At 49.3% G+C, this 12,409-nt stretch carries 9 protein-coding genes; 2 read left to right on the top strand and 7 right to left on the bottom strand.

Annotation, left to right across the window (positions count from 1 at the left end):
- Positions 1-211 precede the first annotated feature (211 nt).
- Positions 212-1,873 (bottom strand): alpha-amylase family glycosyl hydrolase, encoded by a 1,662-nt coding sequence (locus NG795_RS08625; RefSeq protein WP_367288251.1) that lies wholly within the window; start codon positions 1,871-1,873, stop codon positions 212-214.
- Positions 1,874-2,379: 506 nt separating this feature from the next.
- Here NG795_RS08625 and NG795_RS08620 point away from each other — a divergent pair.
- Positions 2,380-2,838 carry a YbhB/YbcL family Raf kinase inhibitor-like protein gene (locus NG795_RS08620; protein WP_367288250.1) on the top strand — a complete coding sequence of 153 codons (459 nt, stop codon included), beginning with the start codon at positions 2,380-2,382 and terminating at the stop codon, positions 2,836-2,838.
- 140 nt (positions 2,839-2,978) lie between these two features.
- Positions 2,979-3,590, top strand: a complete 612-nt coding sequence (locus tag NG795_RS08615; RefSeq protein WP_367288249.1) for a hypothetical protein — start codon at positions 2,979-2,981, stop codon at positions 3,588-3,590.
- Between the two features lie 127 nt (positions 3,591-3,717).
- Here the strand turns inward: NG795_RS08615 and NG795_RS08610 are convergent, their stop codons facing one another.
- The 6 genes from NG795_RS08610 to NG795_RS08585 all read right to left on the bottom strand — a co-directional run bounded on the left by NG795_RS08610 (position 3,718) and on the right by NG795_RS08585 (position 12,287).
- Positions 3,718-4,899, bottom strand: a complete 1,182-nt coding sequence (locus NG795_RS08610; protein WP_367288248.1) for an MORN repeat-containing protein — start codon at positions 4,897-4,899, stop codon at positions 3,718-3,720.
- A gap of 92 nt (positions 4,900-4,991) precedes the next feature.
- The gene (locus NG795_RS08605) at positions 4,992-6,731 is read right to left on the bottom strand and encodes an energy transducer TonB (RefSeq protein WP_367288247.1); all 1,740 of its coding nucleotides are present in this window, start codon (positions 6,729-6,731) and stop codon (positions 4,992-4,994) included.
- Between the two features lie 509 nt (positions 6,732-7,240).
- The gene (locus NG795_RS08600; protein WP_367288246.1) at positions 7,241-8,191 is read right to left on the bottom strand and encodes a ferredoxin family protein; all 951 of its coding nucleotides are present in this window, start codon (positions 8,189-8,191) and stop codon (positions 7,241-7,243) included.
- 64 nt (positions 8,192-8,255) lie between these two features.
- Positions 8,256-10,325 carry an iron ABC transporter permease gene (locus NG795_RS08595; protein WP_367288245.1) on the bottom strand — a complete coding sequence of 690 codons (2,070 nt, stop codon included), beginning with the start codon at positions 10,323-10,325 and terminating at the stop codon, positions 8,256-8,258.
- Between the two features lie 112 nt (positions 10,326-10,437).
- On the bottom strand, positions 10,438-11,403 hold the full coding sequence (locus tag NG795_RS08590; RefSeq protein WP_367288244.1) for an ABC transporter substrate-binding protein: 966 nt from the start codon (positions 11,401-11,403) through the stop codon (positions 10,438-10,440).
- A gap of 74 nt (positions 11,404-11,477) precedes the next feature.
- Positions 11,478-12,287: an ABC transporter ATP-binding protein gene (locus NG795_RS08585; protein WP_367288243.1), complete on the bottom strand. Its 810-nt coding sequence runs from the start codon at positions 12,285-12,287 to the stop codon at positions 11,478-11,480.
- Positions 12,288-12,409 lie beyond the last annotated feature (122 nt).

The following is a 12,409-nucleotide window of genomic DNA, read 5'->3' as shown; positions in this document are numbered from 1 at the left end:
AAACCCCGTCAAGGGGGGACGTTGAACATTTGGATGATTTATTTTTTGCAATCCTTTTGGGGATATTGTCAAAATCTGTGTAAGTCCAGCAGAAATAGGGAACAAGATGCTCCCAGTCCTGATTACACGGGTTGTAGAATTGTTTTAAGCCCCCCTTAAAAAGGGGGGTTGGGGGGATCTCTCGGGAATGAAAGCAATAGGTCTCAAACCCTTACTGATTCCAGACAAAGACTTGGGCTTCATATTCACCCAAATCAAGAACTAATTGGTTATCGTGAGATTCAATATCGTAGTTTCTCGTCCACTCGTGCCATTTTCCATTATCGGGAAAGTCGGGAATAGTATAACCTCCCAGAAAATTGCCGGAAAAATTGGCAACTACGATGACTCGTGATCCTTCGTCATTCCAGCGAATATAAGCCAGAACTTGATCGTCAGGATTTTCGTGAATAAACTCAATGTTTTCACTTTGAATCGCATGATTCTGTTTGCGTAAGGCGATTAATCCCTTGTAGTAATCAAACAAGCTGCGGTTACGTTCGTTGTCTAAAAGATACCATTTGAGTTCACAGGTTTGATTAGGATGGCGGCAGCTATCTTGACCAAATTCTTGACCCATCCATAGCATGGGAATTCCCACGGTGGTCATGAGGATGGCGGCCCCTAACTTAGTTCGACCAAAAGCCGGGTCATCAAAAATGCCGCGATCGCCTAACAAGTTGAGGATTCGCTCCTGGTCGTGATTGGATAGATAGTTAATCACATTGGTTGAGTCCTCATACCCCTGTTTTTTGCAATCTAGCACTTCCTTGAGCTGTTCAATGTCAAAGCTATCATTATTGCAAATATAATCTACTAAAAAGTAGTGAAAACTATCATGCCAACAGCCATCCATTGGCCCTTCAAACCGGGCATATTTGGGTTTTTCGGGGATATGTTCTCCGATATTATAAAAGGGCTTAGGCCCAGCGGTTTCTCGGGCGAGGTTGGCAATCCAATGTAAATACTCCCAATTGGCGAGTTGACTCAAGGCATCATAACGCAGTCCATCAATGTGATATTCTTGAATCCAATACTGGATGACATCCCCAGTAAAGGACCAGGCTGGACGAATATCTAAGTTTTCATCATGATGGTCGTAATTAAATTCTGGACCCCACCAATTGTTCTCATCTTCGGGATAATGCTTATAGTGATAGTACCAGTAATCACGGTCAATTTTTAACAAGGGACATTCCTCATTAGAATGATTTAATACTATATCCATAATCACCCGAATTCCTCGGGCATGACATTCATCAACGAAGCGTTTTAACTCGAAGGAGGAACCGTAATGGGGAGCCGGAGCAAAATAGTGAATGACCTGATAACCCCAGCCTTGGTCTCCTGCCATGACGGGCATTAATTCGATCGCATTAATCCCCAAATCGGCTAAGTAATCTAATCGAGCGATCGCTGCTTCAAAGCTGCCTTGTTCTCGGTCTTCTTTCTGACCGCAAAAGTTACCGACTAGCATTTCATAGATGACTAATTCCCCATTACTGGGTAAGTGAACCTGGTCATGCTGCCAAACATAAGTATCGACAATGGGTTCGCCGTCTTTAATGCGGAGAATTCCATTTTGCCCCGTTTTATCAATTTCCTTGGCATAAGGGTCGATCGCATAGACCCAGGAATCCGGGTCTAAATATTCGGTTTTGGTCTGAACTCGAAATTTATACTCATAAACCCCATCTTCGAGGTTGACTGAGGTGCGAAAATAACCCTGGTCGTCTTTTTCCATCGGAATGTTTTCCCATTTGGAAAATGAGCCGATCAGTGCGGCCCCTTTATTATAGGGTGCAAACAACTTAAATTCAATCGCCTTAGCCATTAAAGTTCTCTCTTGTTTTAAAAAAATAAATCACTAGCACAACCCACTCGGTGTCTGTTGAGACTCCTGAGAGTTGGCTTAAAGGGAGTATGGGTCCAAAGAAGGGAAGGCTTTATACGAGATTCCTTCTTCCATCCAGGGAGAAATTGTCTGCTCGATTTAGCGAACCTTTTCTGGGAGGGAACGAAGGCGCTCTATGGAGTACCTTTTTGGGTCATGATAGGAATGATAACTCAACTCAATTGTCAGGACTCTCTAACCGCAGAAAGTATCATCTATCTATCGGAAGTTAGATCTTTAAGGAGGGGCGGCAAATGGGAAACCAAAACCTAGGGGTCAAGAGGGGAGAAGGCGATCGCTTTTGGGCGGTCCAAGGGTGAGTAAAAGGGGAAAGTTTTACCGGGGAGTGGATGCCCAGGCAGCCAGATATCTCCTGCTGCCGTTAAAATGGAACGATTGATAAAAACACCACTCGCACTCAGCTAACCGTCAACTGTATTAACGTCATGGAATTTAAAAGTCCTGCTTTTTTCATTGGGAATACCCTTCCGTTTGAACATACCTGCGATGGTGAAAAGACTTCTCCACCCCTGAGTTGGGACTCCCCCCCGCCTGGGACCATTAGTTTTGTTCTGATTATGGAAGATCCGGATGTGGCTACGCGCAGCTTAACCCACTGGCTGGCTTATGATATTCCTGCGAATATTCGTCACCTGCCTCACGGAGTGCCAAATGAACCGAGACTGGAACGAGGCGGAGTCCAGGGAAAAAATGATTTTGGCACGTTGGGATATAGTGCGCCTTGTCCCGAGGAGGGAACCCACCGCTATTTTTTCAAACTGTATGCCTTAGATACACTGCTTAGTCTGGAACCGGGGGCCAGCAAAGCGGAGGTGAAATCGGCAATGGAAGGTCATATTTTAGGGGCAGTGGAACTGATGGGACGGTATGGTAGAACGGGTTAATTGAGACCGGATGGGTGAGGGGTCCCAGCTATGGGTCGATCGCCTCGCCGGATTTACCCCAAATTTGGGTAGCCTATCCCACCCCTGGAGTACCTGACCCAGGTTAAACTATCGGTAAAGTCTAACCCGATGGTGTTCTGATGGCGAAGGTCTACAGTACGCAGGAGTTAATCGAAATTTTAGAGCAGGAGCGCCGCGCTTGCCTGAGAGGGGAGCGTTTGAACTTGTCGGCGACTCCGGCGATCGGGCTGCCAGTGGTTGACCAGTTCCTCAAGCCCGAAGGTCTGCAAAAGTTTACGGCTTATCAAGATTTTAAGGCAGCAGTGCATGACTATCAGCGATCGCACCAGGTGTCGGGTCTGATTTGCCATGAAATTACCCTCAAAGGCAAAACCCTCTCCTATCCTCAACTCCATGATCAGTTGATTGCGCTGCCGGAGGACCTAGAGACCCTGAAGGCGGCAAAACCTGCTCTGTTGTCGTTTTGGTTAGAAGTTACCGAGGGAATGGATTTGTATCTGCGGGTGAATAATGGGTTAAATGAGCGCCAAATTTCTAAAGCAGATGTGGAGGCGATCGCTCTGAAAACCGAATGGGCGACCCTGTTTAAATGGGAAAAATCCGACTTTCTGGAAATCCTCCTGCAACTGGGATGGGGTAAACCGGAAGAGGCATCCTATCGGCGATCGTGGCCCGAATCGGGGACTGAAGACATTCATGCGGTTAATCCGGGCAATCTACCCATTTGTTAGCAAAAACCCAGTTTCTCACCCAGCATTTCTAACCCAGGAGAAGAAACCGGGTTTTTCTCCTCATCTGCTGCTGATTTCCCCAAATTTGGGCAAAAACCCGGTTTCTAACCTTGTCAGGTCCCCCCCTCTAGTTGCTCAATTCCCCATTTTGCCAACTGCCCTCGATGCGGGTGCCGTCGGCATAAATATAGATGCCGGTTCCGTGTTTTTCACCTTCGGAAAATTGGCCTTGATAGCGATCGCCATTGGCGTAGGTGCAGCTTCCGGTGCCGTGAAATTTCCCCTCGGCAAATTCCCCTTCACAGCGATCGCCATTGGCAAAACTGTAGATGCCTTGACCGCTAAATTGACCATCGCGAAACGTGCCAGCATAACGATTCCCGTTGGCAAAGGTAAACACCCCTTCCCCATTAAATTTGCCTTCGACAAATTCCCCTTCATACTGATTGCCATTTTGAAAGGTTAGGGTTCCGCGTCCTTGAGGTTTGCCATTGACAAACGGTCCTTGATAACGGTTGCCATTGGTAAATTCCCGGACTCCTTCCCCATTAAATTGACCGTCCCTAAATTCCCCCTCATAGCGACTGCGATCGGCAAAGGTGAAAATTCCTCGGCCCTCGGGTTTGCCATTGACAAACTGTCCTTCATAGCGATCGCCATTGCTATAGTCCCGCACCCCTTGACCATTTAATTGGCCTTCGGTAAATTCGCCCTCGTACTTTCCGCCATCGGCAAAGGTATAAATTCCCTGACCTTGGGGTTGACTATTCACCAATTCCCCTTCATAACGATTGCCATTGGCATATTCACAAGACCCTTGACCGTTGAGTTTGCCATCGGCAACGGTTCCCGTGCAGCGGTTGCCATTGGGAAATACAAAGGTTCCGCTACCGGCAGGAGACCCTTCTACAAATTCCCCTTCAAATCGGATGCCATTCCCAGAAGTATAAGACCCGGTGCCGTGAAATTTGCCATCTTTAAATGCACCTTCGTAGCGCGTGCCATTGGCAAATTCCCGGACTCCGGTTCCATTAAATTGACCATTGCTAAATTCCCCTTCATATCGACTATTATCGGCAAAGGTATAAACGCCTCTGCCATGAGGTTGGCCCTCTTTAAAGTCTCCTTCATAGCGATCGCCATTGGCATAAGTGCAGACTGCCGGACCGCTGAGTTTGCCGTCTTGCAGTTCTCCCTCACAACGACCGCCATCGGGTAAGGTGACCACACCGGCGATCGCAGGCCAAGGAAGAGTCAATGCAAGGGCGATGGACAAGGGAATTCCCAATGAGTGGATAGAACGAAGCATGGATTTAATTCAGGGTAAACAACATTAAGTTAGGGGTTTGGGTTTCGCGTGGCGGTGAGATTCAGACGGACCACCCACCGCACCGAATCGAGTTACGAATCCTCTAGGCGGAATGGAATTCTCACAATTTGATTCTGCCGACCATTCTCCGACTGCTCAAATTGCCAACTTCTAATCTTGTCCATCGCTGAGTCATCTAGGGACGAATGACCACTAGACTCTACTAATCTGACGTCAATCACGTTACCCGAGGGGTCGATATCCACACTCAGTGAGACTACCCCTTCTAATCCGGCTTCTCGGGCAATTCTAGGATAGCTGGGTTTCCCGCAGCGACGGCATTCTACAGATCCAGAACCATCTGGGGAACCGTTGGGCGAACCGGCAGGACCTCCGGAATTAGCGCCCGGATCCATCGGACCAATGTTACCGCCAAAGGGTTCGGAGGCGGTATCATAATCACTGTTTCCCGTCCAGGTGGAGGGGGTAGTTGAGGAGGGATTTGGACCGCTAGAGTTGGAGTTGCCAGCGGTTTCTAAATCATTGAAAAAGTCAGAACCCGTCTCACCACTCCCGGGGTTCGGGTTGATGGCAGGAGATTCGGCAACACGCGGTGGCGCATTATTGGCATTGGGATTGAAGGGTTCATCCACTCCCAAATCACTGTCACTATTCCAAGTTGAAGGGGCGCTGTTCTGATAGTCCTCTATTCTCGGTGCAGGATTGGTCGGTTCCACTTGCGAGAACAAGTCGGGATTGCCGGTATTGTCCTCGGGTCTGGGGTTGAGGACCGGACTACTGGGTGTGGGTGGGATATTTGGGTTGAAGGGTTCCTCGGGGGTGTCATTAATGTTCTCATTCCACGGCGATCGCTCCGTGGGGTTGAGTTCCTCTACCGGAGGAGTCGCGTCTGAGTTGGGAACTTCGGTGAGCAACTCCTCCTCAGAGGTTTCGGGTAAACTGCCGGTAACTGGGGGTTCCAGGGAGCGCGGTTCGCTCACAGGTTCATCGAGGGACCGGATATTTTCAGCAAACGGATTCGACGAGGCAACCTCTTGATCCTCCAAGGCGATCGGTTGATTCGCGGAGTTCAAGTCGTTCATCCAGTCGGGTTCGGGACCCGGCGTTTGCGGGACCGTACTCACCACTGGGGGTTCCGGCAGTCTCTCCACCGGATTTACCTCGGGTAGGGGTTCTAAATTTTGGGCCTCCGGTTCCTGGGCGATCGGCGGACTTTCTACCGGATCCAGGGGCGCTGGGGCGGACAGAGATGGTGCTTCCTGGGGTGTTAAAGGTGCAGGACTGGGTTCCGGTTCCGGCGTCGGTTCCGGCATGAAGGGTTCGGGGACTGCGGTGGGTTGCTCTTGCAGTAAAGGTTCGGGTTCAACCATTTCCGGTTCTGGCAGGGGTTCCGGTTCTGGCAGGGGTTCCGGTTCTAACAGGGGTTCCGGTTCTGGCAGGGGTTCGGGTTCGACCATTTCCGGTTCTGGCAGGGGTTCCGGTTCCGGTTCCGGTTCCGGTTCCGGTTCCGGTTCCGGTTCCGGTTCTGGTTCTGGTTCCGGTTCTGGTTCCGGTTCTGGGATGGCTAATGCTTCCGGTTCTGGGGGTGGCGGGTCCTCCTCCGGTTCGGGTTCGGGTTCGGGTTCCTCAAGAACGATAAACTCAATGGGTTCCTCGATCGCCTCGGGCGATCGCGTCACCATCAAGTTCGCCATCAATGGCAAAAAAACCAAATGCACCACGGCTGAACCCACCAGGGTCCATCCAATCAGCTTTTTGATTTGCTCCTCTTGTTGTTCTCGTTGCGCCGCAGAAACGGTAGAAAAAGTCATGCCTGCTAGATCTCCTCAGAACATCAGGTGTGGACAACAGGGGCGCGATCGCGCTGTCCTGTTTCTCCAACACCCAAAAAATGCCGGAGTAACACCCCTTAAAGTTTTTAGCACTATTGAAAGTTATTAGCAATAGAGTCCTAAAAATATTAGCACTATTACAGCCAGTTCAGACAAAAATTACCCGGATCCAAGGGGGCGACGGTCCATATACCAAGGGGAATAATTTGTCAAGTTCTGGTTTTGGCGCTCAGTCTTAGGGCTTGAAATGCTTTTGGGGCAAGGAATTCGAGGCTTTTACCCTTCAATATCTAATAGAGGAAAGTCCCCAAGTTGAGGTAAAATCTTTCCTAGACCCTTGAAAGTCGGTTGCAATTGTGTATGGGTTTTTTAACAAAGTTTATTAAGAAGATAGAGGGGCCAGCTACAACCCCCACCCTTTCCTTACGGAACGCTGCGCCAGGTGGGGGTTTTTTACCATGAGTTTAAATATCCTTTCTTTGTGCTATTCATTCAATTTTTACCCAGGTTTTGATGAGAAAGGGTGAAACGTGAGAAAGGGCTTCACTTTGGCAGGATAAATGGAGTGCAACTGCCCGAGTCTGGTCTTTCATCACTTCAATGCGATCGCAACTGAGAACACCTTCCGGTGATTGATATTCAATTTTCAGGCAATAATAACTGTTGTCTTCATCTTGTTCTAAAATCTGACAGTTGACGGTATAATTAAACCAATTCCAACCTAAACGGTGAAGCAATTCTCGTTCCACAATTTGAGCCGGATGGGGTAAAAGTGACCAACCGCGATACACTGGGTCTAAGAGGTGAATATCTCCCTGGCGGGTGAGAATTGCGGTCAAGGATTCGGGAGGGAGTCTCCCATAAAACCGACCCTCGGGAAAGGCGATCGCCGTGGGCGCAAACCGATGACCTCCAAAATGGGTACATTGCCAAATTCTAACCTGAGTTAGAGATAATTTTTCCACGGTTTCTAAGGCTTGCCGATAGAAAATATTTCCATATCTGGCACAGCATTTATCATAACTGCCATGAGTGCAGATGAAAATATCTTTCGCGTCATGGACTGCTGGATAAATGTCAGCATCTTCTAACAAATTGGTTTTTAAAATCGGCAGGGTTGCCGCAAGATTGCTTAAGTTAAATTTTTGCTTTTGATAGCCCGAAGCGAATCCAAAAGGTTTGCGGAAAATCAAGAGTTTCGTGGTGTTAACGGGGCGATTCCCATAAATGAAGCCAAAGCGCACATTTAATTTATTGTCCTGAACTGCTGCCCTGAGTTGCAGATAATCCCGTTTTAATTCCTGAGAAAGGGCGGGAGAATTCCAGATTTCCATTGTCCAAGGAGGCGGGCATTCTATAAAGACATAAATCGGGGCCGTATCCGCCGTTCCGATTAAATCCTCTTCCTCTGTTTGTTGCGAGCAAAAAAATTGATTCATAACCCTCTGATTTTCTTAGATAGACAGCTTATTCCCCTGTCATTGCCCGAATTTATGCCTGTTTTTAAGCCATTTTGCCCCGGGTTTGCCACAGCAACCACAGAAAATAAGGGGTGCCGATCGCCGCAACCACTAACCCAGCAGGAATCTCTTTCGGGGCTAATACCACTCGGCCAATGGTATCAGAAATGGCGACTAAAAGCGCGCCTAAAATTGCTGCAAATGGCACTAATTTCCGATGATTTGTACCGACGAGAATCCGGGCGGCATGGGGGGCAATTAATCCCACAAAACTAATGGTTCCCACGGTGGAAACCGCTGCGGCAGCTAAGGCAACGGCGATCGTCAGTAAGATGCCTCGGGCTTTTTGTAGGGGAATTCCCACCAATCGGGGTACATCATCCCCGAGGGCCATTATATCTAGCCAACGTGAGAAAATCCAAGCGATGGGTAGCAGAACCAAGGGCCATGCAATTAAACGCCACAAATCCACCCATTCCCGGGCATAAGTGCTACCAGACAGCCAGACTAGGGCTTGGGCGACGCGCAATTTAGCCATGACAACTAACAGGTTGATGCCGGAACTACAGAAGGCAGAAACGGCAATTCCGACGAGGGCTAAACTGGCGGGAGAGAGTCCATCGCGCCATGCCAGGAGGCAGACGGCAGCAAAGGCAACAAACGCCCCAACAAACGCGGCGATCGCCACCGCTTCTACGGGGGGATTGGGCAGTAAAATCAGAACGCACATCGCCCCTAATCCTGCCCCGGAGGTAATCCCGACGATTTCGGGACCGGCGATCGCATTTCTCACAACCCCTTGCAACAGCAAACCACTCACCGCCAGGGATGCCCCCGCAAAGATTGCCACCAGCAGACGGGGTAAGCGTAAGCTGAAGATAACTTTTTGTGAGAGGGCAGTCCCACCTCCGAGGAAGGTTGCCAGGATTTGGGAGAGGTTCAAGGTAATTCCACCCCAGACTAATCCAGCAACCAAGGCGACTGCCAGGGCGACAATTGCCGTTCCCAGTAACAATGGATAAGAGAAGCGACGGGAAGGGCGATGGCTGGAAGCGAGGGCGGTTCTCCCTTTGCCACCATCCAGATTGGCAGTTTTCCGGACTAATCCAATTAAAAACGGTGCACCCACAAGGGGGATGACAGTTCCCACGGGAATTTCGCTTAAATTGGTTTTCACACTTTGGGCGAAAATATCCGCAGCAACGAGGACCACCGCGCCCCAAATTGCCGAACCGGGCAGCAATAGGGCGTGAGGGCGGCATCCCATTAATCGCACTAAATGGGGGGCGACTAATCCGATAAATCCGATAGGTCCTACCACACTCACCGCCACTGCCGCCAGGAAGACGGCGATCGCCGTTGCAGATAAGCGGGTGAGTTGCACCCGTTGTCCCAGCGATCGCGCCATGTCATCGCCGAGGAGTAGCACATCGAGAGAGTGTGACATCAACAGGGCTAACCCAGCGGCGATCGCCACCCGGGGAAAGGCGTAAACGCTATTACTCCAATCTGTTTGTAGTAACGAACCGGCCCCCCAGAAGAATAATCCGGTGGTTTGATTTTCATAAAAGACTTGCAAGAGTGCTGTAAATGAAGCCAGGGCGAGGGAAACCGCAACCCCAGAGAGGGTGAGACGAATGGGAGAAACCTGGGCCCCAGAAGCAATGGCGTAGGTTAATCCGGCAGCCAGCAATCCCCCGGTGAGTGCCACTAAAACCGGCGATCGGGCGAACAAGTCTGGGGCAAAAATTCCTGTTGCTGCCACCGCAAAATAAGCGCCTGCATTAATCCCTAAAGTGGAGGAAGAGGCGAGGGGATTGCGGGTAACCGTTTGTAGCAATGCCCCAGCGATTCCCCAAGCGCACCCGGTAATCACTGCGATCGCCGCCCGAGGCAAGCGCATCAGTCGCACAATATTATGGGTAGCGAGTTCATCATTGGGGGCAACAATAGCATTAATGGTTGTCCCAATATTAATATCAGTTTGTCCCTGAATTATATGGATAAACAGCAACATCACCAGCAGCAACAATCCTCCCAGCAAAATCAGCACTGCGGAAGTCAATTGTCGAGAAGCAAGTGGAGATAATTTAGACTCAAAAATCTTAAACACTATCCTATAATTAATCCCAAATCCGATTGTAAAAAATCCGTTTTCTCTACTAGCCCGCGCAGGCGGGCTTCGTCCGTATAGCCCCACCCTTGAGGGTGCGGGTTCTTGCGGGTTAAAGTCTATTTGCCTGCAATACTTTCTCCACAAATACCTCCGCCGAAAGCGGACCGCCAAATATCCAAGTATCGCTACCAATGGAATAAAATCGATTCTCTTTCACAAATGCCAGATTTTTCCAGATGGGATTTTCTTTTAACTGCTGGTAATAGGGATTATTCTCTTCTGTAATATAGAAAAAGTGGGCATTTTGTACCGCAGGCAGAGACTCAATCCAGACGGTATTAAACCCAAACTGATCTACCGCCCCTTGCCAAGCATTGGTTAAGTCCAATTGTTGCAAAATTTGCACCGCCATTGCGTTATCATTAAACAAACGAATTTGCGGCGCACCGGGGACAAATTGACCGAGAATAAATGGATTTTGGGCAAGTTGTTGTCCCTGTAACTGTTGGGCGGCAGCCTCAAATTTTGAGCGCATTTCCTGCAAGACTGCCTCGCCTTTTGCTTGGGCATTCACCACTTCGGCAATCTTGAGAAAGGTTTGTTCCATTTCATCTAATTGACGAATCCCGGTTTCTGGGGCGGGATAGGGGTCAAATAATAAAGTAGGCGCGATCGCCGAGAGAGTATCGGCGATCGCCTCATGGCGCAACTTCACCCCAATAATCAGATCCGGTTCCAATTGGGCGATCGCTTCCAAACTCGGTTCCTGCCGCGTTCCCACATCCACCACTGTATCCGCGAGTTGGGGTTCAATTTGCACAAATTCGTTATAACCGGCGATATCCGCCACCCCCACCGGCTGAATTCCCAAGGCTAACAAATCTTCCACATAAACCCATTCCAATGCCACAATTCGCGTGGGGGGTTCTGCAAATTCTAGGGAAGAATTCACCTCAGTTTGAGAAGGGATGCCATTGGTACAGGCAACCACTGCAAAACCTAGAGAAAAACAAACAATAAATCGAAATAATTGACCGAAATAATACCCCATCCAACTATTAAAACTCATTTTCATAGAGTAGCCCGCGCAGGCGGGCTTTGTTCGTATAGCCCCACCCTTCAGGGTGAAGTTTTTTTCACTTTGACCCTTCATCCGACCCCCTTAATTTCTTCTAAAATTCCCAATTCCGACGGAAAGCAAGTCGGAGTGCCCGTTACCGGATGGGGAATTACCATCATTTCCACTCCAAATCCGGCTAAAATATTCTCTGGCGTCATCACTTCTGCCGGAGGACCACTGGCAATCAGTTCACCGGAACGCAACATCAAAATATGATCGCTATAGGCAGCCGCTTGATTCAAATCATGTAACACCCAACCCACGGTTATTTTCCGTTCCCGATTAAGGGTTCTAACTAATGCTAGAATATCAATTTGATGGCGAATATCTAAAAATGTGGTCGGTTCATCTAATAGTAAAACCTGGGTTTCTTGGGCTAATGCCATCGCAATCCAAGCCCGTTGACGTTCGCCTCCAGAGAGGGTATCCATCAGGCGATCGCGTAATGAAGTGAGTCCCGTTACCCCTAATGCCCAATCCATCGCCGCCTGATCGTTGTGAGACAGTCCCCTAAACAGCGATCGATGGGGATATCGCCCATAGGCGATCGCCTCCCACACCGTAATTCCCGCCGGGATATCCGGGGACTGCGGCAGCATCGCCAACTGACGGGCGATCGTCCGAGTCGGCATTGTAGCAATATCTCGCCCATGCAGATAAATTGCACCCTGCTGCGGCTTTAAGAGTCGCGCCAGGGTGCGTAATACGGTGCTTTTTCCCGATCCATTGGGTCCAATTAAAGCCGTCACCTTTCCTGTTTCCAGGGAGAGGGAAAGATCGGGTACAATCGGGCGATCGCCGTAACTAATGTTCAGGTTGCGGGCATTAATGGCAACCAAGATGAGTCCTCCTTACCTTGTCAACGATTGGGCTAATTGTACTCTAGGTTTGCATCATTTTTTCCCTAATTTACCTTTACACACCTTGGTGGGAATTAGCCCGCCTTGATGGGCTAATCCCC

It is taken from the genome of Laspinema palackyanum D2c (genome assembly GCF_025370875.1).
Taxonomy (GTDB): domain Bacteria; phylum Cyanobacteriota; class Cyanobacteriia; order Cyanobacteriales; family Laspinemataceae; genus Laspinema; species Laspinema palackyanum.
This window is presented reverse-complemented; position numbering and strand designations above follow the sequence as displayed.

What these genes read in the sequence shown, in the direction of transcription:
- NG795_RS08610 (WP_367288248.1), bottom strand. Translation starts at nt 4,899, where the DNA reads ATGCTTCGTTCTATCCACTCATTGGGAATTCCCTTGTCCATCGCCCTT.
- NG795_RS08625 (WP_367288251.1), bottom strand. Translation starts at nt 1,873, where the DNA reads ATGGCTAAGGCGATTGAATTTAAGTTGTTTGCACCCTATAATAAAGGG.
- NG795_RS08615 (WP_367288249.1), top strand. Translation starts at nt 2,979, where the DNA reads ATGGCGAAGGTCTACAGTACGCAGGAGTTAATCGAAATTTTAGAGCAG.
- NG795_RS08590 (WP_367288244.1), bottom strand. Translation starts at nt 11,403, where the DNA reads ATGAAAATGAGTTTTAATAGTTGGATGGGGTATTATTTCGGTCAATTA.
- NG795_RS08620 (WP_367288250.1), top strand. Translation starts at nt 2,380, where the DNA reads ATGGAATTTAAAAGTCCTGCTTTTTTCATTGGGAATACCCTTCCGTTT.
- NG795_RS08600 (WP_367288246.1), bottom strand. Translation starts at nt 8,191, where the DNA reads ATGAATCAATTTTTTTGCTCGCAACAAACAGAGGAAGAGGATTTAATC.
- NG795_RS08605 (WP_367288247.1), bottom strand. Translation starts at nt 6,731, where the DNA reads ATGACTTTTTCTACCGTTTCTGCGGCGCAACGAGAACAACAAGAGGAG.